This window comes from Streptomyces sp. NPDC058145 (assembly GCF_042884245.1).
GTDB lineage: Bacteria > Actinomycetota > Actinomycetes > Streptomycetales > Streptomycetaceae > Streptomyces.
In genome coordinates this window covers 182362-206528 of the sequence record NZ_JBHVUH010000010.1, presented here as the reverse complement: position 1 = coordinate 206528, position 24167 = coordinate 182362, and the positions used below count along the sequence as shown (strand labels likewise).

The 24167-nt window shown below is 73.8% G+C and carries 21 protein-coding genes and 1 pseudogene; 9 read left to right on the top strand and 13 right to left on the bottom strand.

Annotated elements, in window-relative coordinates:
- Positions 1 to 3 precede the first annotated feature (3 nt).
- The gene (locus ACFVVO_RS23695) at positions 4 to 1350 is read left to right on the top strand and encodes an MFS transporter (RefSeq protein WP_390057579.1); all 1347 of its coding nucleotides are present in this window, start codon (positions 4 to 6) and stop codon (positions 1348 to 1350) included.
- A gap of 154 nt (positions 1351 to 1504) precedes the next feature.
- Positions 1505 to 2593 (top strand): hypothetical protein, encoded by a 1089-nt coding sequence (locus tag ACFVVO_RS23690; protein ID WP_390057578.1) that lies wholly within the window; start codon positions 1505 to 1507, stop codon positions 2591 to 2593.
- A gap of 40 nt (positions 2594 to 2633) precedes the next feature.
- Here ACFVVO_RS23690 and ACFVVO_RS23685 read toward each other — a convergent pair whose 3' ends face one another.
- From ACFVVO_RS23685 to ACFVVO_RS23675, 3 genes are all read right to left on the bottom strand, one after another.
- Entirely contained in the window at positions 2634 to 4949 is a 2316-nt protein-coding gene (locus ACFVVO_RS23685) for a S9 family peptidase (protein ID WP_390057577.1), read from the bottom strand.
- Positions 4922 to 6706 carry an N-acetylglutaminylglutamine amidotransferase gene (locus tag ACFVVO_RS23680; protein ID WP_390057576.1) on the bottom strand — a complete coding sequence of 595 codons (1785 nt, stop codon included), beginning with the start codon at positions 6704 to 6706 and terminating at the stop codon, positions 4922 to 4924. The genes ACFVVO_RS23685 and ACFVVO_RS23680 overlap by 28 nt, the downstream gene beginning before the upstream one ends.
- A 251-nt stretch (positions 6707 to 6957) precedes the next feature.
- Complete coding sequence (locus ACFVVO_RS23675) at positions 6958 to 8151, bottom strand: YbdK family carboxylate-amine ligase (RefSeq protein ID WP_390057575.1); 1194 nt, start codon at positions 8149 to 8151, stop codon at positions 6958 to 6960.
- A 508-nt stretch (positions 8152 to 8659) separates the two neighbouring features.
- Between ACFVVO_RS23675 and ACFVVO_RS23670 the strand changes: the two genes are divergently transcribed.
- Positions 8660 to 9202, top strand: a complete 543-nt coding sequence (locus ACFVVO_RS23670; protein WP_390057574.1) for a L,D-transpeptidase family protein — start codon at positions 8660 to 8662, stop codon at positions 9200 to 9202.
- A gap of 5 nt (positions 9203 to 9207) precedes the next feature.
- Here ACFVVO_RS23670 and ACFVVO_RS23665 read toward each other — a convergent pair whose 3' ends face one another.
- Together ACFVVO_RS23665 and ACFVVO_RS23660 are read right to left on the bottom strand one after the other, a co-directional pair.
- A complete protein-coding gene (locus ACFVVO_RS23665) occupies positions 9208 to 9531 on the bottom strand; it encodes a hypothetical protein (protein ID WP_390057573.1) in 324 nt (107 codons plus the stop codon).
- A 95-nt stretch (positions 9532 to 9626) separates the two neighbouring features.
- Positions 9627 to 10028, bottom strand: coding sequence for a PPOX class F420-dependent oxidoreductase (locus ACFVVO_RS23660; protein WP_390057572.1), 402 nt, complete (start codon positions 10026 to 10028; stop codon positions 9627 to 9629).
- 107 nt (positions 10029 to 10135) lie between these two features.
- Here ACFVVO_RS23660 and ACFVVO_RS23655 point away from each other — a divergent pair, with 107 nt between their 5' ends.
- Positions 10136 to 10492 (top strand): PRC-barrel domain-containing protein, encoded by a 357-nt coding sequence (locus ACFVVO_RS23655; protein WP_390057748.1) that lies wholly within the window; start codon positions 10136 to 10138, stop codon positions 10490 to 10492.
- Positions 10493 to 10560: 68 nt separating this feature from the next.
- Positions 10561 to 10734, top strand: a complete 174-nt coding sequence (locus ACFVVO_RS23650) for a hypothetical protein (RefSeq protein ID WP_390057571.1) — start codon at positions 10561 to 10563, stop codon at positions 10732 to 10734.
- 81 nt (positions 10735 to 10815) lie between these two features.
- On the opposite strand, the gene ACFVVO_RS23645 is transcribed toward ACFVVO_RS23650, so the two are convergent.
- From ACFVVO_RS23645 to ACFVVO_RS23635, 3 genes are all read right to left on the bottom strand, one after another.
- Complete coding sequence (locus ACFVVO_RS23645) at positions 10816 to 12183, bottom strand: alkaline phosphatase PhoX (RefSeq protein WP_390057570.1); 1368 nt, start codon at positions 12181 to 12183, stop codon at positions 10816 to 10818.
- Between the two features lie 163 nt (positions 12184 to 12346).
- Positions 12347 to 12694: a hypothetical protein gene (locus ACFVVO_RS23640; protein WP_390057569.1), complete on the bottom strand. Its 348-nt coding sequence runs from the start codon at positions 12692 to 12694 to the stop codon at positions 12347 to 12349.
- Positions 12695 to 13005: 311 nt separating this feature from the next.
- Entirely contained in the window at positions 13006 to 13917 is a 912-nt protein-coding gene (locus ACFVVO_RS23635) for a DMT family transporter (RefSeq protein WP_390057568.1), read from the bottom strand.
- Between the two features lie 358 nt (positions 13918 to 14275).
- Here ACFVVO_RS23635 and ACFVVO_RS23630 point away from each other — a divergent pair, with 358 nt between their 5' ends.
- A complete protein-coding gene (locus tag ACFVVO_RS23630) occupies positions 14276 to 15325 on the top strand; it encodes a galactosyldiacylglycerol synthase (protein ID WP_390057747.1) in 1050 nt (349 codons plus the stop codon).
- A gap of 119 nt (positions 15326 to 15444) precedes the next feature.
- Here the strand turns inward: ACFVVO_RS23630 and ACFVVO_RS23625 are convergent, their stop codons facing one another.
- Entirely contained in the window at positions 15445 to 16218 is a 774-nt protein-coding gene (locus ACFVVO_RS23625) for a polysaccharide deacetylase family protein (RefSeq protein ID WP_390057567.1), read from the bottom strand.
- A 66-nt stretch (positions 16219 to 16284) separates the two neighbouring features.
- Positions 16285 to 17091 carry an SDR family NAD(P)-dependent oxidoreductase gene (locus ACFVVO_RS23620; protein ID WP_390057566.1) on the bottom strand — a complete coding sequence of 269 codons (807 nt, stop codon included), beginning with the start codon at positions 17089 to 17091 and terminating at the stop codon, positions 16285 to 16287.
- Positions 17092 to 17483: 392 nt separating this feature from the next.
- On the opposite strand from ACFVVO_RS23620, the gene ACFVVO_RS23615 reads away from it, so the two are divergent.
- Positions 17484 to 18374 (top strand): DMT family transporter, encoded by an 891-nt coding sequence (locus ACFVVO_RS23615; protein ID WP_390057565.1) that lies wholly within the window; start codon positions 17484 to 17486, stop codon positions 18372 to 18374.
- Between the two features lie 92 nt (positions 18375 to 18466).
- On the opposite strand, the pseudogene ACFVVO_RS23610 reads toward ACFVVO_RS23615, so the two are convergent.
- Positions 18467 to 18604: pseudogene (locus tag ACFVVO_RS23610) on the bottom strand (trehalase-like domain-containing protein); the annotation flags it as partial.
- A gap of 308 nt (positions 18605 to 18912) precedes the next feature.
- Between ACFVVO_RS23610 and ACFVVO_RS23605 the strand changes: the two are divergent.
- Positions 18913 to 19692, top strand: a complete 780-nt coding sequence (locus tag ACFVVO_RS23605) for an alpha/beta hydrolase (protein ID WP_390057564.1) — start codon at positions 18913 to 18915, stop codon at positions 19690 to 19692.
- A 50-nt stretch (positions 19693 to 19742) separates the two neighbouring features.
- On the opposite strand, the gene ACFVVO_RS23600 is transcribed toward ACFVVO_RS23605, so the two are convergent.
- Complete coding sequence (locus tag ACFVVO_RS23600; protein WP_390057563.1) at positions 19743 to 20873, bottom strand: sulfite oxidase; 1131 nt, start codon at positions 20871 to 20873, stop codon at positions 19743 to 19745.
- A 171-nt stretch (positions 20874 to 21044) separates the two neighbouring features.
- Here ACFVVO_RS23600 and ACFVVO_RS23595 point away from each other — a divergent pair, with 171 nt between their 5' ends.
- Positions 21045 to 23111 carry a discoidin domain-containing protein gene (locus ACFVVO_RS23595; RefSeq protein ID WP_390057562.1) on the top strand — a complete coding sequence of 689 codons (2067 nt, stop codon included), beginning with the start codon at positions 21045 to 21047 and terminating at the stop codon, positions 23109 to 23111.
- A gap of 19 nt (positions 23112 to 23130) precedes the next feature.
- Here the strand turns inward: ACFVVO_RS23595 and ACFVVO_RS23590 are convergent, their stop codons facing one another.
- Positions 23131 to 23946 carry a hypothetical protein gene (locus ACFVVO_RS23590; RefSeq protein WP_390057561.1) on the bottom strand — a complete coding sequence of 272 codons (816 nt, stop codon included), beginning with the start codon at positions 23944 to 23946 and terminating at the stop codon, positions 23131 to 23133.
- Positions 23947 to 24167: the final 221 nt, after the last annotated feature.

Here is a 24167-nt window from a genome sequence, read left to right as displayed (position 1 = left end):
CGTATGCCATCCCCGCGGTCCACCTCACCGGCACCGGTCCCGAGTCCGGCCGCGCGGCGCGTCATCCGCCTGAACAACGGGTTCCAGCTGCTGTTCAACCTGTTGTGGTGGATGCCCGTCTTCTACGCCTACCAGCGTGACGCGGGCCTGTCCGACGACCAGATCTTCGGCATCCAGAGCATCTACTACATCGCCTTCTGCCTCTTCGAGATACCGACCGGAGCCGTCGCCGACCGCATCGGCGCCCGCAACTGTCTGAGTGCCGGCGCGGTGGTCATGACGGCGGCCCACCTGGCGCCGGTCCTGTCCCCTTCGTACACGGGCTTCCTGGTGCACTTCCTCGCCATCGCCGCCGGGCGTTCGCTGACGTCCGGGGCGGCGAGCGCCTATCTGTACGACGGCCTGCGGGCCGAGGGGGCGCAGGCCCACTATCTGCGGGCCGAGGGCACGGCCCGGGCCCTCGGGCTCGCCGCCAAGGTGGTGTGCTGGCCGCTGGTCGGGCCCCTGATGACGCTGGCCCCGCAGACCCCGTACGTGCTCAGTGCCGCGAGCGCGGCCGGTTCCCTCGGCTGTGCGCTCGCCCTGCCACGGCTCGCCGCACCCGGTGGCGGGCATGGCCGCCCGGGCGCCCGGGCGCGGCGCGACGGCAGCCTCCTGCGCGACACGCGGGCCGCCCTGCGCGCCCTGCGGTCGTCACCGTGGCTGGCCCTGCTCATGGTGCAGGGCGTGGCCGTCTTCACGCTGTCCCGGATCTGCCAGGTGAACCTGTTCCAGCCGGTGCTCATGGAGCACGGCATAAAGGAGAGCGCGCACGGTGGGGTGCTCGCGGCGATGACGGTCGCGGAGGCGGTGACCTCGGCCCGGCCTCAGTGGCTGGGCCGTCGGCTGCCGCCGGTGGTGTGGGTGTCCCTGCTGAGCGTGGCGCTCGCCGTGACACTGGCGGGCACCGCCGTCGGCGGGCCCTGGGCCGTGGTGGTGCTGTTGTGCGCGTTCGCCGCGATCACCGGGTTCGTGTATCCGGTGCAGCGCAAGCTCGTCAACGACGCCATCCCGGCGGACGCGCCGCGGGCCACGCTGCTGTCGGTGGAGAGCATCGTGGACCGCGGCGTGTGCGCGCTCGCCGCGGTCGCGGCGGGCGCCTATCTGGCGGCCGGGCGACTCGACGCGCTGCTCTGGCACAGCGCCGCGCTCACCTGCGTGCTGATGCCGGTGCTCCTGCTGGCGCTGCGCCGCACACGCTCGCGAAGTGGCCGCCGGGACAAGGAACATGTCGCCGGCGCCGGACCGGTACCCCTGGCGGAGGAGCCTGTCCCGCTGCCCGTCGACGAGGGCGCTGCGCCCCGCCCCTGAGCCGGGCCCGGCACCGGAAGCCGGCCGGACTCCCCCGGCCGGCCATGCCTTTACTTCGTTGCCGATCATGTAAGAAACTGGTGCGCCCCGTGCCTGTTCGGCCTCGCGAGACGGTGCCCCCACCCCGGCTCCAAGTCCCCGGTGAAGGACGCCCATGCGACGCTCCACCCTGATCAGCCGCGCCCTCGGTGGCGCCGCCCTGGCCTGCGCGGCCGTGGCACTGTCCCTGGTCTTCCTACGCTACGACGCCCCCGCGCCGCGCTGGGACGTACTGTCGGCCCTCGGGGCGGCCGCGGTCGCCGCCGGCGGATGGGCGATCGCCGGCCGTGCGGCGCCGAGGCTGAGCCCGGATTCGCCGTCGGTGCCTGAGCAGGCGCCGCCGTTGCCCCGCCGGCTGCCCCTTCCCGCTCGTCATGCGGGCCGTACGACGGGCGCCGTTCTTCTCCTGCTGACTCCGCTGGTGCTCAGCCGGCTGGCCGCCGGTTCGGGCGGGGTGCTCTCCGGAGTGGTGATCATCCTCGTTCTCGTCCTGACGGTGAAGACACTCCTCTTCGCGCGCCGTCAGGTCAGCGAGGCCGCCGTCCGGGGCAAATTGCGGGTGCTGGTGGCCGACGCCGCCCGGGGAGAGCTGCACGCTGTCCGGGCCCGGGCCGGGGAGCCGGTGAGAATGCGGTACAGCGAACGCGGCTCCAAGCCCGGTGAGTTGAACGTCACGCAGTTCCACTGGCTCGTCCTCCGGGCCGGCGACCGCGAGCTGAAACTCGCCGCCCCTCCCCGGGAGGTGGGCCGGGCGGCCCTGTGTCTCGGCGGGCAGGAAGGCTGGCTGTGCTGGCCGGAGCGGTGGAAGCTGATCGAGGACGAGCTGCCGGCCGCGTTCGTCGCCGACACCGGCGAGGTGCTCATGGGTCTCGCGGACCCGGACGAGGCTCGCGCGTACCTCGACGGCTCCAACCGTCCCGCCGTTTCCGGGCGCCCGGTCCGGCGCCTGCCGCGCACCACGAGGTTCGCCGCGGCCGTGCACGGCCCCATCCTCGGCGGAGCCCTGCTCGCGGCGCTGATCACCACGCCCGTCCTGTACTTCGGCCCCGACGGCATGCCCTGGGCGCTCGACTGGCTCCTGTGCGCGCTGGCGGCGGTCTCGGTCGTCGTGTTCCCGCTGCGCGGAGCCGGGGAGGCGTCCCAGGCCCTGCCCGAGGGTGTCTACTGGACCGTGCGGGAGGAGTCCGACCCGTCGATCGCGTGAGCCGGACGGCTCGACGCGACGGCCGTTCCGGCGGGGCGGGTCAGGCGGGCCGGCTCGTCAGGTGCCGTTGGATCCAGTCGGCGGCGGCCCTGCGGAAGAGGCGCCGGTTGTCGGCACGGCGGAAGTCATGGCCCTCCTGACGGAGCATCAGCAGCTCGGCCTCCAGGCCGCGTTCCCTCGCCGCTCGCACGAACTGCCGCGACTCCCCCACCGGAACGTTGGTGTCGTGTTCCCCGTGTACGGCGAGCACCGGTACGCGCAGGGCGTCGACACGGTTCATCGGCGACAGGGACCGCAGCAGTTCGTGGTCGCGTTCGGGGTGCCCGTACTTGTGGGCGGCCGACTCGGCGATCCACGGTTCGGTGCCGGCGAAGAACGTGGTGAGGTCGGACATCCCGCAGACCGCCACGCCGGTGCGGAAGAGCTCCGGATGCCAGACGAGGGACGCCATCGTCAGGTAGCCGCCGTAGGAGCGGCCCATCACCGCCAGACGCCGGGGGTCGGCCAGGCCCGCCACGACGACATGGGCCGCGCAGGCGGCGACGTCCTCGATCGCGGCGAACCGGCTGGTGCCGAGATCCGCGTCCACGAACGAACGGCCGTAGCCGGACGAGCCGCGTACGTCGGGGGCGAAGACGTCCAGTCCACGGCCGAGAAGCTCGTGGTAGAGGGTCTGCAGGACGGGGCGCTCCTGTTCCTCCGGGCCGCCGTGCAGATGCAGGACGCAGGGGGCCGCCTCCCCCGGAGAGCGGCCGGGCGCCCTGTAGTACCAGCCGCCTAGGGCCAGCCCGTCCCGGGCGACGGGGCGGACAGGAAAGGGCTGCACCGGTGCGTGGCCGGCGTCGGGGACCGCGTCCTCGTCGCGCGAGGACCAGGGGGTGCGCAGGGCCGAGGCGTGCGGCAGCCACCACACGCCGGGGCGCCGCCGCGATCCCGACAGGGCCACGACGGGGCCGTCGGGGTCGGGGGCGGGCGCGAGCCGGGTGACCACCTCGTGGGGCAGCGGGATACCGCGGGAGGTCCCGGCCGATGGCGCGGCGGCGCTTCGCAGGGCGGCCGGGCCGTCCCCCTCGGGGGCGGTCGCGGGCAGCTTGGTGATCTCCAGCTCGCTGACCCCGCGCACGTTCCAGGACAGGACGGCGTGCCGCCCGTCCCGGTGCAGGCTCAGCAGTTCCAGGTCGCAGTCCGGGCGGGCGGCGACCGGCCACTGCGCCAGCCGCTGCCCCCGCGGGCCCAGCCGCACCGCGAGGAGCGCCGCGAACTCGCGGTCGCTGTCGCTGCGCAGCCACAGGGTGCGGCCGTCCGGGGCGAAGCCCCCGATCCACGGATCGCCGTCGGCGACCCGGACGGCGCAGGTGACGGCCCGGTCCCGGCGGCGGACCACGAGCGCCTCACGCCGGCCGCGTGGGCCCCGGCGCAGCAGGGCGAGCCTGCCGTCCCGGCTGAGCCCGCAGACGCGCAGGGTCGGTGCGCCCGCCTCGCTCGCCACCAGCACCGGCGCGGTCGCGCCTTCGGGGTCCACGAGATAGGCCGCCAGCGCCCTGTGGCCGGGTTCCCGCGACGGCGTCGTGCCGGGGGGCCCTTGGATCACGGTCACGTCCCCTCCCCGCACGGCACCGAGCGGCGGTCCGCCCAGCAGCACCGCGCGGCCGTCGCGGCCCGCCCAGCCGCCGGTGTGGGCGGGTTCGGGGAGGTCCGCCACCGGCCCCTCCGGGCCGGGCCGGATCTGGTCGGCGGGCGCGGGTTCGGTGAGCGTCACGGCGATCGCCGAACCGTCGTGCGTCCAGCAGCCCAGGTAGGCGGAGGCGCCGGGCTCGCCGCCGGCCAGCAGACGGCGCCCGGTGCCGTCGGGGCGTACGCCCAGGACCCGGGTGAGTTCACCGCCGCCGGGGGCCGTGGTGTAGGCGATCCAGCGGCCGTCCGGCGACCAGGAGACCTCCGTGACCGGGTCGGGGTCGGCGTCCAGCAGTCGCGCCTCCTCGCCGTCGACCGGACCGGTCCACAGTTGCGGCACCCCGGTCCGGTCGCAGATGAAGGCGACATTGCGGCCACCGGGGTCCACGGAGGGGTACCAGCAGCCGTGCGCGGTCAGCCGCTGCGGTACGTCGTGCGCGGCGGCGGCGTCGGTGAGGAGCACCGGCTCCGGCGCCGGACGGGCCGCCGTCGCCGCGATGCCCCCGGCCGGGTCGGTCTCGGCGCCCGAGAACGTGTTCGAGGAGCCCGCCGGACGTGCCCCCGCGGGCCGCTGATCACCGCCGTTGGACTCCGTCGCCGTGGCGGTGCCCGCGTCCGGCGGCGCCGGCACCCAGGTGTCCGGGTCGGTCGCGGTCAGCGGATTCCGTGCGTCTGCAGCCATATCTCCAGCAGCGCTACCTGCCACAGTGTGTTCGCTCCTCGCCTGGTGCGGTGCGCGTTGGGTGCCTCGAGCAGTTCCGCGACGTACTCCTGGCGGAAGACGCCGCGTTCCGTCGCCTCCGGGGCGGTGAGGGCCTCGCGGACCCGTTGCAGCACCGGACCCGCCATGTGCTTGATCGCCGGGACCGGGAAGTAGCCCTTGGGCCGGTCGACGACCTCCGCCGGGAGGACCCTGCGTCCGGCCGCCTTGAGGATCCCCTTCCCGCCGTCGGCGAGCTTCAGCTCGGGCGGGCAGGCGGCGGCCAGTTCGACCAGCTCGTGGTCGAGGAACGGAACGCGGGCCTCGAGACCCCAGTCCATCGTCATGTTGTCCACGCGTTTGACGGGATCGTCGACCATCATCACCTGGGTGTCCAGCCGGAGGTCGGCGTCCAGCGCCGTCTCCGCGCCCTCGGCCGCCATGTGGGCGCGCACGAAGTCGGCGGAGGCGTCCCGCCCGGCCAGCAGTCCGGGCTCCAGGATGCGGGCGAGCTCGGCGTGGGACCGGTCGAAGTAGGCGTCGATGTACGCCTCGGCGGCCTGCCGCCGGGGCACGCGGGACATCGCCGGGTACCAGTGGTAGCCCGCGAACACCTCGTCGGCGCCCTGGCCGCTCTGGACGACCTTCACCTCCTTGGCGACCTGCTCGGACAGCAGGTGGAAGGCCACCACGTCATGGCTCATCATCGGTTCGCTCATCGCGAGCACCGCCGACTCCAGCGCCCCCGGAATGCGGTCCGATGCCACCAGGAGCTGGCGGTGGGCGGTGTCGAAGTGGCGCGCGACCAGGTCGGAGTAGTGGAACTCGTCCCCCTCCTCGCCGCCCTCGGCCTCGAACCCGACGCTGAAGGTCGCGAGATCGTGCTGCCCCTGCTCGGCCAGCAGGGCGACGATGAGGCTGGAGTCCAGTCCGCCGGACAACAGCACGCCGACCGGGACGTCGGCCACCATCCGGCGGCGCACGGCGGTGCGCAGCACGTCCAGCACGGCGTCCGTCCAGTCCTCGGCGGCGAGGGCGGCGAACTCGGGCCGGCGGGTGTGGGACGGCTGCCAGTAGCGGTGGTCGTGCTGAGTGCCGTCGGCCTCGATGACGCGCACCGTGGCCGGGGGCAGCTTGCGTACGCCGTTGAGGACGGTGTGGGGCGCGGTCACGGTGGCGTGCCAGCTGAAGTACTGGTGCAGGGCCACCGGGTCGAGGGAGGTGTCGACGTCGCCGGCCGCCAGGAGGGCCGGCAGCGAGGAGGCGAACCGCAGCCGGTCGGCGGTCTGCGTGAGATACAGGGGTTTGACGCCGAGCCGGTCACGGCCCAGTACGACCCGTCCACTGTCCAGCTCGACGAGCACGAAGGCGAACATGCCGTGGAAGTGCCGGACGCAGTCGGGGCCCCACTGCCGGTAGGCCTTGAGTACGACCTCGGTGTCGGAGTCGGAGAAGAACTGATGGCCGAGCGCCCGCAGTTCGTCGCGCAGCTCGCGGTAGTTGTAGACGCACCCGTTGAAGACGCCCGCGATCCTGGCGCGCGGGTCCGTCATGGGCTGGGCGCCGTCGTCGGAGAGGTCGATGATCTTCAACCGGCGGTGACCGAGCGCGACCGCCCCCTGGGACCACACACCGCGGCCGTCCGGGCCGCGGGACGCGAGCCGGTCGGTCATCCGCTCCACCGCCGCGACGTCCGGCCGCTCACCGTCGAGACGTATCTCTCCGCTGAGTCCGCACATCAGCTGCTCCTCCGTCCCCTGACCGTGAGCCGAGCGGGCTCCGGCGTGCGTGTGCCGCGCCTGTGCCGGGCCCCGGGCGCGCGCGTGCGTGCGGCACGCCCGGGGCGGTGGTGTTCGGGGGCCGGGGGATGCTGCGAGGTGTGCATGGGGACGTGACTCTCCTTGATCGACGGATGGGGCGTCCTGATCGGCCGGGGCTCCGGTTCGGCTCACGGAGACCGTGCGTCCGCGGCCGCCGGAGGACGGGCGACTCAGGCGCTCCGGGCCGGCGCGGCGGTGCCGTGGCCGGGGACGTGCGCTCCGACGGGGTCCCACCACGCGGTGGGCCGGGCCGGCCGCGCCGACGGCCGGCCCGCCGGCCGCTCGCCGCGGGTCTCGGCGGTCAGCATGTCGACGCCGGCGAGCAGGCCGCCGGCCCGGGCGGCGCGGCGCAGCCGCTGCGCGGCGCTTCCGAGGGCGAGTGCCTCCTCCAGGAGCGCGTGCACGGTGTCCCAGTCGCCGGACGCCTCGAGCGCCGGGCGCAACCGGGCCAGCATGCCGGTCAGCACCGTGCCGGCCGGCGCCGCGCACCGGCTGACGGGATCGACGAGGTGGCCCTCCAGGCCCGATCGCGCGGCCCGCCAGGAGGCGGCCCGCAGCCAGTCGTGGCGGCCGTCGCACAAGGGACCGTCCGCCTGTGCCAGGCGCTCGCAGGCGTCGCGGACCAGGGCCCGGAAGAGGCCCGCGACGAGCACCACGGTCTCCACCCGCGGGCAGGCGTCGCAGATGCGCAGTTCGAGCGTGCGCTGGTGGGCCGACGGCCTGACGTCGTGGTAGACCATGCCGGCGTCGCTGATGACGCCCGAGCGGATCAGTTCCTCGAGCGACCTGTCGTAGTCGGCGGCGTCCGGGTGGCAGCCGGCCGGTCCGGCGGTCGGCCACCGCTGCCACAGCATGGTCCGCCAGCTGGCGTACCCGGTGTCGGACCCCAGCCAGAACGGGGAGCTGCCCGACAGGGCGAGCAGCGGCGGCAGCCACGGCGAGACCAGGCACATGGCGCGGACGGCGGTGTCCCGGTCGGGGACGTCGACGTGGATCTGCGCGCTGCAGATGAGCTGTTCGTCGGCGACCATGCGGTATTCGTCGGCCATGCGCTGGTAGCGGGCGTCGTCGGTGACGTCCAGGGGGCGCACGCGGGCCAGCGGCACGGTACCCGCGGCGACGACGGCGAGGCCGAGTCCGGCGGCCGCCGAGTCCAGGCGGAGCCGGGTCGAGGAGAGGTCGGTGTACAGCTCCTCGAGCGTGCCGTGGACGCCGCTGTTGCTCTCCACCACCGACCGCTGCAGCTCGGTGGTGAAGCCAGGTCTGCCGAGGCGCCCTATCAGCTCTGCGGCGCGTGGTACGAGTCGGCCGCTCTCCACGTCCAGTACATGGAACTCTTCTTCCGCTCCGAGGCGTGGTGTCACGACTTCTCCCCTGCGAGTGGACCACAGCCGCCGGCGCGCTGACGTGGCAGTCCGCACCGGCCGGTTGACGTGGTCCGGGTTCCCTGATCAGTCGGTGTCAATCAACTCGTCTTGCACATCTGAACCACACTCCACTCATGCGAGCATGAGGATGCGCGACGTGCCCATCGGTCCGGCCCTGCCGGTGGCCGTGCCGGGTTAGGCCGGATGCCCTGTGTGGATGCGTGCCCGGGGCGCGCGCCCCAGGATCCTGATCATGCGGAAATCCACTGTTACCGGGTCCGTCCCGGGGGCAACTTCTCGGCGGCTGCGGCACGGTGGTGTGCGGCATGCCATATGCGCGGCCCTGGCCTGCGGCCTCCTGCTGGTGGCGACGGACGCGTGCGGCGCCGGTGAGCCGACGAGCCCGGGTGGCGCGCCGGGAACGAACAACCCGGCGTTGCCGGCCTCTCCCCCGGCGTCCGTGGGCTCTCGCCTCCCGGGGGTCGGGGACCGGATGTGGCAGCAGGTGCCGGCCAATTCCCGCCAGGTCGTGGTCGTCTACGGTGATCGCCGGGACTCGCCCGACAGCCTCCTGGTGCTCTACGAGAGGCGGGCCACGGGCTGGGAGCGGACGGCAGCCTGGCCCGCGCACAACGGCAGGCTGGGCTGGGCCACGGACCACCGTATGGACGACGAGCGCACTCCCGTCGGCGTGTTCGGCCTGACCGAGGCGGGCGGCACGCTCGGGAATCCGGGCAGCCGGCTGCCGTACTGGCACGACGACCACGCCTTCGCGTCCTCGATCACTGATGATGAGGCCCACGCCCACGACTTCGACTACGTCATCGCCATCAACTACAACCGCCTCGTGGGCGCCCCGCCCTACGACTGGTCCCGGCCCGAAGGGGTGGAGAGGGGCGGCGGCATCTGGCTGCACCTGGACCACGGTGACGGCACGTCGGCCTGCGTCACGGTCCCGGAGTCCGGCATGCGGACCCTGCTGCGCACCCTCGATCCCGGCGACCATCCCGTCGTGGTGATGGGGGACCGGGAGCGCCTCATGTCCTGAGCGGGTCACCGCGGGCCGTCCTCTTCGAGCCGGGCGAGCCCGTCCCGCCAGCGCCGGCGGCGCTCGGCCCCGGACTGTTCCCACCAGGGTGTGCCGCGTTCGCCCAGCGCGACCTTCGCGCGGTGCACGCGTGCGCGTGCCGACCGTTCGGCCCCCGGGTCGTCCGCGGAGGTCGCGGACCGTACCGCGCGGCGAGCCGCCATGAGATGGCGTCGAAGGCGGGCGGCTGTCTCCTCGGGAAGGGACGGATCCGTCGCCCGCCAGCGCCGCCCGCCGATGACGACGAAGTGTCCGTCGGGCGTCTTCTCCGGTGGCTGGTGCACGTCCACACCGTCGATTCTGCCCGCACTCGGCTCCGTCGGCCCGTGGACAGCCGTTGACCAGGGCACGGACCCGGTCCGCGCCCGGAGCCCGGGCACCCTGGTCAGCCGCGGGGGCCGCTGATGCGTTCGGGCTGGATCACGTAGATCACCCGAACCTGGTCCCGGCCGCCGAACCACGGGTAGGGGCCACCGAGGTACTTCCGCGAGAGCGCCTCGATGTGGTCGACCGCGCCTTCCGTGGTCACCCGCACCACACGGCCGCGGATCTGGACGTAGGAGGCCGGCTCCGAAGGATCGGACACCGCGACGGCCACTCGCGGGTCACGGGCGATGTTCCGGGTCTTCTGGTGCGACTCCACACTGTTGATCAGGACGTGCTCGCCGTCCGTGTCGACCCAGGTCTGGGTGAGCTGGGGCGAGCCGTCGGGCATCGTCGTGGCGATGTAGCAGGTACTGGGGCGGCGCAGCAGCGCCACCACGTCCTCGCCGAGGGGTACGGGCACCGGTGCTCCAGGGTCGTTCGGCGGCTGCTGGGACAAACGTAACGTCGGCCCGCGCCTGAAGGACATCAGGCGTCCGAACGCGGGTACCAGGTCGGTGGAGGTTCATGATGTTCGAGGCGGGCGACATCCGTGAGTGGCGTGGGCACGACGTGGTCGACCCCGGCGGGCGCAAGATCGGCGCCCTGGAGTCGGTCTACGTCGACACCGCCACCGACAAGCCGTTCTTCGCCACGGTGACCGTGGGGCTGCCCACCCGCCGCCGGCTGGCGTTCGTGCCGCTCGCCGGCGCGACCGTCGGTCCGGGGTATCTGCGGGTCGCCTTCGCGAGGGACGCCGTGAAGAAGGCTCCCGCCATCGACACCGACGGAGAGCTGCCGGCGTCGGACGAGCCGGCGGTCTTCGCGCACTACGAACTCGACTACGCGCCGGGCGCCGGCGGCGAACGCCGCCTCGGGCGCCGCTGAACGCCCGCCTCCGAACCGCCGCCGTCGAACCGACCGCCGCCGAGCGGCCGAAGCCACCTGGAGAGCCGATGAGTCTGTTTCTGCTCCTGATCCTCGTGGCCCTCGTCCTGGGCATCATCGGGTTCGCCGCCCACGGCCTGTTCTATCTGCTGATCATCGGAGCCGCCGTACTGCTCGCCGACCTCGTGTACGGCGCCGTGCGCCTGCGCCGAGGCGGCCGGAGGCACCGCATCGTGCGGTAGCGGCGCCCGCGACCGGCTGCCCGGCCGCCGCGTCATGGCGGGGCGAGTACCCCGCCCGCCATGACGGCGGTCGTTCGGGTCCTACCTGGGCCACGGCCCGGTCACCGCGAAGGTGGTGCCGGGCGTGTAGCAGTTGACGTACATCGTGCGGCCGTCGGGGGCGAAGGTGACTCCGGCGAACTCGCCCCACTCGGGCTCCTGGGCCGTCCCGATGTTCTGGCGGCCCCGCGCCAACGCGTACACCTCGCCCCCGCGGGTCACGCCGAAGACGTGCTGCGCGCCGTTGCCGTCCTCGCAGACCATCAGGCCGCCGCTGGGGGCGAGGCAGATGTTGTCCGGGGACTCGCCGGGCAGTTGCACATCGGTGTCCGGGCCGAACACGACGACCAGGGTCAGTCGGCGGCGCGCCGGGTCGTAGCGCCAGATCTGCCCGTAGTGGTCGGCCGCCGAACCGGCCGCGCTGCGGGCGAAGGACGACACGAAGTACACGCAACTGCCGCCCCAGTAGCAGCCCTCCAGCTTCTGCGCGTGGGTGATGCCCCCCGGGCCGTAGTCCTGCAGCCGGGTGGGGGTGGCGGCGGCCAGCGGGTCGGGTACGTCGGCCCATTCGATGCCGTCGAACCGTGCGCCGGTCTCCTGGATCGTCGACAGATCGGGTACGCCGGGCACGCGCATCGCCTGAAGCCGGCCACCCGCCCGCAGTGAACCGACGCCGCCGAGCGGCTTCTCGGGCAGGAATCGGTAGAAGAGACCGAAGGGTTTGTCGAAGGCGTCCTCGGTCTCGTAGACGACGCCGTGGCGCGGGTCGATGGCGATCGCCTCGTGCTGGAAGCGGCCCATCGCGGTCAGTGGGACGGCGCCGGTGCGGTGCGGTTCGGTGGGGTGGACCTCGAAGATGAAGCCGTGGTCCTTGGTGTACCCGTTGGTGCCGGCCCTGTCCTCGGTCTCCTCGCAGGTCAGCCAGGTACCCCAGGGAGTGCGGCCACCGGCGCAGTTGACGGCCGTGCCGGCGATGGCGACCCGCTCGGACAGCACGCGCTGCCCGGCGTCGAGCGTCAGGGCCGTACAGCCGCCCTTGCCCGCCGGGTCGTAGGTGAGGCCGCCGACCGTCGGGACGGGGATCTTCGCGGTGACCCGGTTCTCGTGGTTGCGGACGAGGTGCGTACGGCTCCCTCGGCCGGCGAAGGCGGCCATGCCGTCGTGATTGGAGGGCACCAAGCCCTCTCCCGAACGGAGTTGGTCCCCTTCGCGGGAGAGCACGGTGTAGCGGAAACCTTTCGGCAGGTCGAGCAGCCCGTCGGGGTCGGGCACGAGCGGGCCATAGCCGGTGTCGCCCAGGTTCCGCGCGGCAGCGGTGCCCGCGAAGAGCTCGGACAGGGCCCCGGTGAAGGCGATACCCGCCCCCACCGCACTTGCCTGGGCCAGGACCTGACGGCGTGTTGCAGACATGCGACAGCAACCTTCCTGCTGGCGGACAGGAACTGTGACGCCGCTGTGTCTATCACCTGGCGCGGGCCTCGGGAACCACGCCCGTCGCACGTGTCACACCGCCGAGCGGGACGCGATCAGCGCGACGGCGGCCCGGTGGACCCGCCGTGCGCCCGCCCGGCGCTCAGGCCGCCCGGGCCACCTGCCGCACGGCACTCCCGCGAGCGGACCGCGCCGGGACGGATCTGACGCGGTAGGTGACCTTGCCGGGGTCGACGAGCGGGTCGCCGAGGACGATGCGCCCGGCGGCGTGCAGCGCGTCGCACTCGGCCACGGGCAGGGCCACGTATCCGCCGCCCCTGCCCGTGGACGGATCGAACGGCTGCCAGTAGGCGTACCTGCGGCGTCCACCCTCGTGCACCGTCAGGAAGACCGAGGTGCCCGGGTCGGCGATGATGCGCAGGAGATCGGCGGCGCCGCGACCGAGTCGGGCACCTTGGGACCTCTGGTGACGCGGGAGCATCATCTGCATCAAGAACGGCCTCCTACCGCAGGAACTGACGACCGATTACCCACTTCGGGCCATGTCGATCTCGCTGCACGTGAATTAATCAGACGGCACTGACAATCGGCCGTGCGCCGACGGCGCCTCGCACCGGCCCGGCCCTCCGATCGCCGTCCGGGACGCGCGTCGGCGTCGGGTCCCGGGAGCACGGATCGGCCTGGACCCGGGACACCGATCACCCGGGCCGGCACAGCGTCCACTCCCCCCGGTCCGGCCGGGTCACCGCTCCCGTGCGCGGGCGGGTGCGGCTGCGCGGGACAGGCGTCCCGCCCGGCGGATCAGGCGTCCCGCCGGGCCCGCGTGGGCTCCGGCTCCGCCGCGTCCCAGCTCCGTCCGGCGGACATCACGGGCGACCGGGTCAGACCGATGATGCCCAGCGCCATGAGGAGGACGCCGGCGATCTCGGGCAGCACCCGCCAGCCCAGGGCGATGCTCTCCCCGAAGAGCAGGCCGCCGAGGATGACGCTGATCAGGGCGTCGCCGAGAGTCAGGGCCGGCTGGGAGGCGGCCAGTGTGCCGGCCCGCAGCGCCCACTGCAGGAGCAGGACGCTCAGCAGGCCGGTGACGGCGACGGCGTAAGTGTGCCAGGTGGTCAGGACCGCGGTGACCCCCGCCGGGAACCGGCCGGTCACCTCCTTGATCAGCGCTGCCGTGACCGCGAAGCAGGCGGCGGTCGCGGTGCCGAGGGTGGCGGCCTGCAGGGGGCCGCGCATGCGCCGGGCGGCTACCAGGAGGACGGCGACGCAGCACGTCAGCCCGCCTCCGACGGCGAGCCAGAGCCAGTCGGAGGCCCGGTCTCCGCCGGGGGCCGGGGAGGCGCTGAGCAGGAAGAGCGCCAGTCCGCCGGCCAGCATCACGAAGGAGCGCCAGGTGCCTGCCGTGGGGCGGCGGCGGAACACGACCGCGCCGATGAGCAGGGTGAACAACAGTTCGCTGGCCAGCAGGGGCTGCACCAGCGAGAGCTGCCCCGAGTCGAGGGCGATCACCTGGAAGACCGCGGATGCCGACATGGCCAGGGCTCCCGCCCACCAGTAGGGGCGGCGCAGCAGTCCCGCCAGGCGGCCCGCCGCCGCCCGGGCGCCGTGACCGGAGACCTCGTCGGGCTCGACCGCGGCCCGCCGCTGCAGGACCGACGCCGCCCCGTTGGACAGCGCGGACAGCAGCGCTGTGATGACGGTGAGCACGTTCATGCGACTGCCTGTCGTTCGCGGGAGGACCCGGCGGGCGGCCACCGCACGCTCGGCGGGCGGACAAAGATACCCAAAGCGAACAAAGACGTATCCGCCGTGCACGGTGATAAACCTGTTCACACCGCCCGTGCGTGAAGGGTGGAGACCGGTCGGCGCCCGTCAACGGCCGGTGTCACGGATACCCGTCGTACGTCACTCACTGTTCCCACGAGGTGACCATGCCGCATACGTGCCCCTGGCCGTGCCCGTGCCCTCCGGCCCGCCGCACCGCTCCGCGCGTCCGCCCGGCCGGGCGGACGTCCGCGGCCGCACCGGTGCGGCGTCTGCCGTGAGCCGGCTGCTGGTGGTCAGCGCGAGCATGGGCTCCGGCCACGACGCGGTGGCCCGCGAGCTGGCCCGGCGGCTGCGCGCGGGCGGGCACGAGGCCGTGCACCGGGACGTGCTGGAGCTGCTGCCCGCCCGTGTCGGGGCCGGGCTGCGCGGCTTCTACCGCGCGACGATCCGGCATGTTCCCGCCCTCTACGGGGGCGTCTACGCAGCATTCTTCCGCGGCGGCGCGGGGCCGCGGCCGGGCAGCGCCCCGCTCGCCGCGCTCGCCGGCGACCGACTGCGGGCGGAGGTCGCGAGCGAACGGGCCGACGCGGTCGTGGCGGTCTTCCACCTCGCCGCCCAGTTGACCGGCGGGCTGCGGGCGCGGGGGCGGCTGGCGGTGCCCAGCGCGGTGGTCATCACCGACTTCGCCGTCCACCGGCAGTGGCTGCACCGGGGCAACGACCTGCACCTGTGCCTTACCCCGCAGATCGCCCGGGAGGTACGGCACCGTCTGGGGCGCCCCGCCACCGCCTGCGGCCCGCTGCTGGCCGACCGCTTCCGCCCGCACCCGGCAGGTGAGGCGTCCTGGCGTCGGCGGCTCACGACCGACGACGGCCGCCCGCCCGTGCTGCTGTCCGCGGGCGCGTGGGGGGCGGGCAGCAGACTCGGCGCGACGGCCCGGCTGCTGGCCGGCGCCGGCTATCTGCCGGTCGTCCTGTGCGGGCGCAACGAGCGCCTGCGCCGCCTGCTGTCGAAGGTGCCGGGAACGCTCGCGCTGTCCTGGGTGGACGACATGCCGGGCCTGCTCGCGGCGTGCGCGGCGGTGGTCGACAACGCGGCGGGGCAGACGGCGCTGGAAGCGCTGGCCGTCGGCGTACCGGTCGTCGGGTACCGTCCGATCCCCGGCCACGGCGCCGAAGGGGTGCACCGCATGGCGACGCTCGGCCTGACCGAGCACGCCGCCGACCCGTGGCAGCTCTTGCGGTCCCTGGGCCGTCTCACCTCCGGCGGCCCGGGACCCGGCCGCCGCGCCACGGCCGCCCCCACCCTGGTCCGGGGTGACGTCGTGAGCCCGCTGGAACGCCTCTGCGCCTGAGATCCCCGTGACCGGGTCAGCCGGCGCCGACGCGGGCCGTGCGTGCCGGGTGCGCGACACCGTGTTCGCCCAACGGTCCGCGCTGGAACGCCTCCGCGCCTGAGATCCCCGTGACCGGGTCAGCCGGCGCCGACGCGGGCCGTGCGTGCCGAGTGCGCGACACCGTGTTCGCCCAACGGTCCGACGGTCAGGCCCGTCTCGCGGCAGGCGCCCACCAGCCGGGGCAGCGCGGCCAGCGCCGCCCGCCAGCAGTCCGGTGCCGCGTGGCGGTCGGTGTCGTGCAGCAGCACCGTGCCGCCGCCCCGCAGGTCCGGCAGGACGGTCGCCGTCACGGACCCGGCGGTGGCATCGGCCGCCCAGTCGCGGCCCCAGGCGGTCCACAGCACCGGGCGCAGCCCGGTGCGGCGCGCGGCCAGCAGCCGGTCGCCGGTCAGGATGCCGTACGGGGGCCGGTACCAGACGGGGTTCGCGCCGGACACCTCCGCGACGGCGTGCGCCGCCCGGGCCAGCCGCCGGGTCTCCCTGACCGGCGCGGGCCGCCAGGGGCGGTCGTGCGTCCAGCCGTGCACCGCGAGTTCATGACCGCGCCGGACGATCTCGTGGCTCAGCCGCCGGTGGGCCAGCACCTGCTCGCCCAGCACGAAGAACGTGGCGCGGACCGCCAGCTCGTCCAGCGCGGCGAGGAAGGCGGGGGTGGAGCGGGGATCGGGGCCGTCGTCGAAGGTGAGCGCCACGTGGTCGGTACGGCCGACGCCGGCGAGGGCGGGCAGCCAGGCGCGGCGCGGTCCCGGGAGCCAGGTGACGGCCGGGACGATGTGGGCGGCGGCGGCCAGCACGGGCACGGCGGCGATGGCCGCGGTGAACAGCCGGTCACGCTCGGCACCGCCCCGCATGCGCGTCTCCCTTCAAGTCCGTCAGGTCCCGCGGTCACCGGGTCCGGATGGGTCGCCGTCCGGTCGTCAGCCGAACCGGGCCGCCAGGCGCCGGTACGGCGTCGGTGCCAGGCTCCGCACGGCGACCGGGAGGCGGAGCCAGCCGGGCACGAACACCTCGTGGCGTCCGCGGCGCACCGCCTCGACCACCGCGGCGGCCACCCGCTCGGGCGGGACCGGACGGGGCCGGCGGCGGGAGTAGGGCACCCCTCTCCGGGCGAAGAACGGGGTGTTCACCACGCCCGGCACGACATGGGTCACTCCGACGCCGGTGCCGTTCAGCTCGTACCGCAGCGCGTCGGCGAAGGTGCCGAGGCCCGCCTTCGCCGCGGAGTACACCGCTTCCTCGCGCACCCCGACGCACCCCGCGACGGAGCCGATCAGCACCAGCCGGCCCCGCCCCCGCGTCACCATGTGCGGCAGCACCTGACGGACCAGGTGCACCACCGAGGCCAGGTCGACGGTGAGCACCCGGTCCACCTCGCTGCTGGGCATCGAGGTGAACGGTCCGGCCCAGCCCACCCCGGCGGCGGCGACGAGGAGGTCGACGCCCGGTGCCCGGCGCAGGGCCCGTTCGGCCAGTTGGCGGGCGCCGTCGGCGCCGGCCAGGTCGCAGGGGATCGCGACGCCGGACGTCTCGCGCGCCACCGCGTCCAGCCGGGTCCGGTCGCGTCCGGAGAGCAGCAGCGTCCACCGCTCCGCCGCCAGGGCACGCGCGACCGCCGCGCCGATGCCGGAGGACGCGCCCGTCACGAGCGCCACGCCCGTCGTGGGCACGGTGCCCGGCAGGAGGGTGGACGGGGCGGGGTACGGATCCGCCGTGGCGCGTCCCAAGCTGAACCTCCTCGAGTGATGGGCCCCGGCGCGGCCTCGGGGTCCGCCGGCCGCTCATGAGCGCACTCTCCGCCCCGCCCGTCCCCGTGCGTCCGTGCGCCGTGCGCCCGTCGATGCCGACGACCATCGAGGGATAGCCGGAGCTCACGGCTTTCAAACGTGCGGCGGCGCCGGCTCGCGGGCACGGGAGCCGGTCCGGCACCGGGCGGTCAAGTCCGTCCGCGCCGAGCCGGTGAGGTGACCGCCCACGTGCCGTTCGGTGCTTCGGGGTGTCGGCGCCGGCGCGCGAGCGGCACGGCGATGAGCCATGCGGGTGTTCTTTCCGGGACGGTCCCGGCCGGGGTCCCGCCGTCCGGAGCCTTCGCCCGCTCCGGGCGGGAGGATGGCACGCCGTGGTGTACCTCTTCGGCCTTCCCGCCGCATGTCTGCTGGGCTTCGGCTTCGTGCTCCAGCAGCACGCGGCCGAACGCGAACCGCTGTCCTTGATGTTGTCGTTCCGGCTGCTGCTGGACCTGGTGCGGGTGCCGCTGTGGCTGGCGGGCATCGGCTGCATGGTGCTCGGTCAGGTTCTCGGCGCGCTGGCGCTGACGCAGGGCAGCCTGGCCCAGGTGGAGCCGTTGCTCACCATGAACCTGCTCTTCGCGATGGCCCTCGCCCGGTGGATGGGCGACCAGCCGCTGGGCTGGTCGGGGTGGCTGGGGGCGCTCGCCCTCAGCGGCGGGGTCGCGGCCTTCGTGGTGGCGGGGCGCCCGCACAGCGGTCAGGGCGAGGCCGGCGCGTTGCGGCACTGGGTCGTGATCGGCTGCGTGCTGGCGGTGGCCGGGATCCTCGTCGTCATCTCCCAGCGACTGCGGCTGCTGCACCGGCCGCCCCTCCTGGCCGCGGCGGCCGGCACGCTGTACGGCCTGCAGGACGCGCTCACCCGCGTCTGCGGCGGCATCTTCGGCGCCGAGGGGCTCACCGGGCTGCTGGCCTCGTGGCAGCCCTGGGGCGTGGTGGCACTCGCGGTGGTGGGGCTGCTGCTGGTGCAGAGCGCCTTCGAGGCCGGGCCGCTGCGGCTGTCCCTGCCCGCGCTGAGCGCCGCCGAGCCGCTGAGCGGCATCGCCTGCGGCATCGGCTTCCTCAACGACGAACTGCGTACGACGCCGGACGCGCTGGCCTGGCAGGCGGCCGGGGTGGTGGCGGCGCTCACCGGGGTCTTCGTGCTCGGCCGGCACCCCGTCATGCCCAGCGGCGAGCGCCGCCCCGAGCCGCCACCGCACCACCTCATCCACCGGCACTGACGGGGCTTGCGCGGCTGGGGTGCGTCGGTGGTGACCCAGCGGCTGCGCCAGATCAGGGCCCCCTCCTCGTGGTGGCCGCCGGGCACCCAGCGGCCGCGCGGGGTCACGGCACAGACGCCCGCGCCGCCGATGAGGGAGGCGGAGACGGCGTCGTCGTGCCGGGTGGGCGCGCACAGCCAGTTGACGGCGCCGTCCGGTCCGATCAGGGCGCCGCGTTCCCCGTCCGCCAAGCAGCGCGTAGTCGTGCAGCGCGTGCGGCGGGAACGAGGTGATGCTCATCGGCGCTGTCTCCTCCTGCGCTCGGGCCGCGTCCGGGTACCCCTCCCGGCCTTCCGCAGGGGAGCCCGGCGGGAAAAATCGGTGGGGCGGGCGACGCGGAGGCTGGTAGGTTGCGGGCGACCGCGACGACGTCCGAGGAGGTGAGACCCATGAACGCTGTATCCGTATGGGTGCTCCCCCTGTTCTCCGTGGTCGGGCGATCGAGCTAGGTGTCGCCGGGAGCGCCTGGAAAACAAGGCACTTCGAAAGGCAACACCTCATGCATTCCTTGCGTTTCACCGCGGAGACGTCGTCGGAAGGCGTCGTCGAACGCGATTTCACGGTGGGCGACGTCCCCGGCGTGCTCTGGTCGCCCGCGCCCGGCCCCGGCCTGCCGGGCCCCGGCCGCGCGCCCCTGGTGCTGATGGGCCACGGTGGCGGCACACACAAGAAGGCACCGGCGATGGCGGGCCGCGCCCGGCTCTTGGTGACCGGCTGCGGCTTCCACGTCGCCGTCATCGACGCGCCCGGGCACGGCGACCGGCCGCGCACGGCGCACGACGAGCGGGAGATCGCCGTGATGCGGCGGACGATGGCGGCCGGCGAGCCGGTCGGCCCGATCGTCGTCCGCTACAACGCCCACCTGGCGGAGCGTGCCGTGCCGGAGTGGCGGGCGGCCCTGGACGCCCTCCAGGAGCTGCCGGAGATCGGCGCCGACGGGCCGGTCGGCTACTTCGGCCTGAACATGGGCACCGCGATCGGGGTGCCGCTGACGGCGGTCGAACCGAGGATCACCGCCGCGGTCCTCGGCATGTTCTGGCACGACCCCTTGGCCGAGACCGCGAAGCGGATCACCGTCCCCGTCGAGTTCGTGCTCCAGTGGGACGACGAGCACATCCCGCGCCGGTCCGGGCTCGCGCTGTTCGACGCCTTCGCCTCGGCGGAGAAGACGCTGCACGTCAACGCGGGCGGGCACAAGGAGGTGCCCCGGTTCGAGGCCGAGAGCGCGGTCCGGTTCTTCGCCCGGCACCTCGGCCACGCGACCACACCACCGGCCTGACAGCAGGCACCCTGCGCCGGCTGCGGCACCGGCGCGGGGTGCGTGGGCCGTCATGCGGTGTCGCCGGGGTCCGGGCAGAACACCGGTACCCGCTGGACGAGGTTGTTGGCGAAGCCGCCCCGGTTCCAGGACTGTTCCAGCGGCTGACTGTTCCCGGCCCCGTCGTGGGCGCGGACGCTCAGCACATGGTCGCCGGGCTCGGCCAACCATGTGTAGGTCCACCGGCGCCACGCCCAGCGGTGTCCGTGGTCGGGCTCGAGGTCGGCCGGGTGGTGGCTCACGCCGCCGTCCGTGCTGACCTCCACCGACGTCACCGGGGCGCGCCCCGACCAGGCCCGCCCCTCGATGCGGACCGGGCCCGGCGTGACGACCCGCGTGCGCGACATGAAGTCGGGAAAGCCGGGCGGTATCAGCAGCGCCCGGGGAGCGACAAGCGTGACGGGCCGTCCCGCCTCCTCGGACTCCTGTCTGATCCGGTAGGCGACGGACTGCTGGAAGCCGGTGAAGGGCTGGTCGACGACGGTGATCGCGCGCAGCCACTTCACCTGCGCCATGCCGTACCAGCCGGGCACCACCAGGCGCAGGGGCATGCCGTGCTGGGGCGGCAGGGGCGCGCCGTTCATGGCGTAGGCCACCAGCACCTCGGGCTCCTCGCCGGTGGCGACGTCGAGCGGGAGAGCGCGCTCGTAGTCCTGTTCGACACCGCGTTCCACTCCGTGGTCGGCGCCGGTGAAGACGACGTCGACCGCGTCGGAGGCGACACCGGCCTCGGCGAGGAGGAGGCGCAGCGGGACCCCTGTCCACTCCGCCGTGCCCACCGCTTCCAGCAGCCAGGGCTGGCTCACCGGCCTCGGCGACAGCAGGGCTCTGCCGTTTCCGGCGCACTCCAGGGTCACGCGCGTGGTGACCGCGGGAAAGGCGCGCAGCTCCGCGGCCGGGAGGGTGAGGGCGCGCCGCACGTGTCCACCGAGCGTCAGCAGCCAGGCGGCGTCGTCCGGCACGTGCGGGATGTCGTAGTGGGTGAGGACGTAGTGCAGGCCCGGCGGGGTCAGGTCGTAGCGCAGGGCCTCCAGCGGCAGGCCGTGGTTGCGGGCGGCCAGCGCCAGCTCGTCCTGCCCCAGGCCCTCACCCGTCGCGGCCAGCCGGGCAGGAGCGCTCACGTCGGTGAGTCGACGCCCCATGCGGTCGATTATTCGCCTCGGCCCGCGCTCGCGCACCGGCTGGATGGGCGCGGGCCGCGCTCGCCGGGTGCGGCCGGCGTCTTGACGTCCCGCGCGGCAGTGGCGATCCTCGGGGCAGATTGTGTCGTACATGACAATCCTGCGCCATCCCGCCGACCGAGGACGTGGGCCGTGACCGTACGCAGAAGCCCGTACCGCCACCGCAAGGAGGCCGGCGTCCTGTCGGCGCTGCTCCTCGTGCTGGCCGTCGTCCTGAGCCCGACACCGAGTTCGGCGGCGGCCGGTGACGACTGGTGGACGCCCGTGTCACGGCCCGCTCCGGACTCGCAGATCGATGTCACCGGCGAGCCGTTCAAGGGCACCGACGCCGAGGGCGAGGTGCGGGGATTCGCCGACGCCCACGACCACCTGTTCGCCAACGAGGCCTTCGGCGGCCGGCTCATCTGCGGCAAGGTGTTCTCCGAGGCCGGGATCGCCGACGCGCTCAGGGACTGCCCCGAGCACTACCCCGACGGCTCGCTCGCCGTCTTCGACTTCATCACCAAGGGCGGCGACGGCAGGCACGACCCGGTCGGCTGGCCGACGTTCAAGGACTGGCCCGCCCATGACTCGCTGACCCACCAGCAGAACTACTACGCGTGGGTGGAGCGCGCCTGGCGCGGCGGTCAGCGGGTGCTCGTCAACGACCTCGTCACCAACGGCGTGATCTGCTCGGTCTACTTCTTCAAGGACCGAAGCTGCGACGAGATGACGTCGATCCGGCTGCAGGCGAAGCTGACGTACGACCTCCAGTCCTACATCGACAGGATGTACGGCGGCCCCGGCAAGGGCTGGTTCCGGATCGTCACCGACAGCGCGCAGGCCCGCGAGGTCATCGAGCAGGGCAAACTCGCGGTCGTCCTGGGCGTGGAGACCTCCGAGCCGTTCGGCTGCAAACAGATCCTGGACGTCCCGCAGTGCGACCGGCACGACATCGACGCGGGCCTGGACGAGCTGTACGCGCTCGGGGTGCGCAGCATGTTCCTCTGCCACAAGTTCGACAACGCGCTGTGCGGGGTGCGCTTCGACTCCGGCGGGCTCGGAACGGCCATCAACGTGGGGCAGTTCCTGTCGACCGGCACGTTCTGGAGGACCGAGAAGTGCACGGGGCCGCAGCACGACAACCCCATCGGCTCGGCGGCGGCGCCCGGGGCCGAGGCGAAGCTGCCGGCGGGCGTGAGCGTCCCCTCGTACGACACGGACGCGCGGTGCAATGCCCGCGGGCTCACCGACCTCGGTGAGTACGCCGTGCGCGGCATGATGAAGCGCAAGATGATGCTGGAGATCGACCACATGAGCGTCAAGGCCGTAGGCCGCGCGCTCGACATCCTGGAGGCCGACTCGTACCCCGGGGTGATCTCCTCGCACAGCTGGATGGACATGAACTGGACCGAGCGGGTGTACGGCCTCGGCGGTTTCGTCGCCCAGTACATGAACGGCTCGGAAGGGTTCGTCGCCGAGGCGAACCGCACGAAGGCGCTGCGGGAGAAGTACGGCGTCGGCTACGGCTACGGCACGGACATGAACGGCGTCGGCGGCTGGCCGGGGCCCCGTGGCGCGGACGCGCCCAACAAGGTCGTCTACCCCTTCCGCAGCGTCGACGGCGGCTCCCTCATCGACCGGCAGACCACGGGCGAGCGCACCTGGGACCTGAACACCGACGGGGCCGCGCACTACGGCCTGGTGCCGGACTGGATCGAGGACATCCGGCGGGTGGGCGGCCAGGACACGGTGAACGACCTCTTCCGCGGGGCCGAGTCCTACCTCGACACCTGGGGAGCGGCCCAGCGGCACCAGGCCTCGGTCGACCTCGCCGACGGAGCTGCGGCCACGGCCAGTTCGTCCGAGTGGAACCCGTTCACCAGCTACGCGCCGGGCCGGGCGGTGGACGGCCGGCGGGACACCCGGTGGGCCAGTGACTGGAGCGACGACCAGTGGCTGCGGATCGACCTGGGCTCGACCCATCTGGTCGGACGGGTCACGCTCGACTGGGAGCGCGCGTACGGCGGGTCGTACCGGATCGAGCTCTCGACGGACGGGGTGAACTGGCGGACCGCCTGGTCGACCACCGCCGGCGACGGCGGCCTGGACACCGCCCGCTTCACCGCCGCGCCGGCCCGCTACGTCCGCGTCACGGGCACCGGGCGCGGAACCCAGTGGGGCTATTCGCTGTACGAGGTCGGCGTCCACAGCGGCTGACACCGTCCGACCCGGCCTCTCAGGAGTGGCCGCTCCCGGACCCCGCCGCCCCGCCCGGTACGCCCGCCGGCGGAGGCGGGGAAACCGGACCGGCGGACGACGGGGCGGCCGGGGTCTCGTCGTCCAGGTCGCCGCGCAGGGCCGCGATGGCGAAGGCCACCATGGAGGCCAGGCCGAGCAGGGCGAGCGGCACCCAGATCGCCGGGATCGCCCACATCGGCCAGTCGTTGGCAGACTGCGCCCAGAGCGTCAGGAGGGCGGTGACGGCCATGCCGACACCGTGCCACCGGACCACGGCCGCCGCTCGGGCGTGCCGCCGGTTGCTCCTGGCGAACAGGGACCACACCGCTCCGACGAGCCCCGTCAGACCGAACGAGCCGCAGGCGAGGGTGCCGCCGAGCCGGTCCTCGGGCCACCCCATGGGTCCGTCGGACGTCTGCTGCCGCCGCCCCTCGGCGTCCCGCACCTCGACGACCTGACCGTGCCAGATCAGGCCGACGACCTTGTCACCCGGCCCCAGCTCGGACGCCACGGGGTCCGTCTGCCGGAACGTCACTCGCCACGGCTTGCCGGAGGGCAGCGACAACCGGGCCTCCGGCGACTCGTTCCGCTTCCCGCGGTGCAGGTCGGCCGTGCGGACGGTGAACCTCTGCCGCCACACGCAGGGCGACGGCTTCACCGGCACGGAGGCGCACACCGGCGCGGCCCGGTACGCGCGCTCCCGCTCCAGCGCCCCGCGTATCTCGGAGGCCGTCGCCACCCCGCCGACGAGTGCCACCACGGCGATCAGCAGCCACATCACGCCCCGCGGCCCGTTATGCTCCCCCGGCCCCACTCTGCCTCCTGGCCTTCCCCATGACGTTCCGTACGCCTATTCGAGCACGCCGACCCGGGCCCGCGCAGGCCCGTCACCGGCAGCGCACACGCCGACGGACCTGCCGGGTCCCGGCAACGAGCGGAGGGCGGGCCGCTCGCCGGCGCTCACCCGACGCGGCGCCATCTTGTGGCGAGCCGCCCCAGCCACTTCAATGCTCCCTACCTCCCCACAGGAGAACA

Coding starts and splice junctions, on each gene's coding strand:
- ACFVVO_RS23695 (WP_390057579.1), top strand. CDS start 4: ATGCCATCCCCGCGGTCCACCTCACCGGCACCGGTCCCGAGTCCGGCC.
- ACFVVO_RS23690 (WP_390057578.1), top strand. CDS start 1,505: ATGCGACGCTCCACCCTGATCAGCCGCGCCCTCGGTGGCGCCGCCCTG.
- ACFVVO_RS23685 (WP_390057577.1), bottom strand. CDS start 4,949: ATGGCTGCAGACGCACGGAATCCGCTGACCGCGACCGACCCGGACACC.
- ACFVVO_RS23680 (WP_390057576.1), bottom strand. CDS start 6,706: ATGTGCGGACTCAGCGGAGAGATACGTCTCGACGGTGAGCGGCCGGAC.
- ACFVVO_RS23655 (WP_390057748.1), top strand. CDS start 10,136: ATGTTCGAGGCGGGCGACATCCGTGAGTGGCGTGGGCACGACGTGGTC.
- ACFVVO_RS23650 (WP_390057571.1), top strand. CDS start 10,561: ATGAGTCTGTTTCTGCTCCTGATCCTCGTGGCCCTCGTCCTGGGCATC.
- ACFVVO_RS23645 (WP_390057570.1), bottom strand. CDS start 12,183: ATGTCTGCAACACGCCGTCAGGTCCTGGCCCAGGCAAGTGCGGTGGGG.
- ACFVVO_RS23640 (WP_390057569.1), bottom strand. CDS start 12,694: ATGCAGATGATGCTCCCGCGTCACCAGAGGTCCCAAGGTGCCCGACTC.
- ACFVVO_RS23635 (WP_390057568.1), bottom strand. CDS start 13,917: ATGAACGTGCTCACCGTCATCACAGCGCTGCTGTCCGCGCTGTCCAAC.
- ACFVVO_RS23630 (WP_390057747.1), top strand. CDS start 14,276: ATGGGCTCCGGCCACGACGCGGTGGCCCGCGAGCTGGCCCGGCGGCTG.
- ACFVVO_RS23625 (WP_390057567.1), bottom strand. CDS start 16,218: ATGCGGGGCGGTGCCGAGCGTGACCGGCTGTTCACCGCGGCCATCGCC.
- ACFVVO_RS23605 (WP_390057564.1), top strand. CDS start 18,913: ATGCATTCCTTGCGTTTCACCGCGGAGACGTCGTCGGAAGGCGTCGTC.
- ACFVVO_RS23600 (WP_390057563.1), bottom strand. CDS start 20,873: ATGGGGCGTCGACTCACCGACGTGAGCGCTCCTGCCCGGCTGGCCGCG.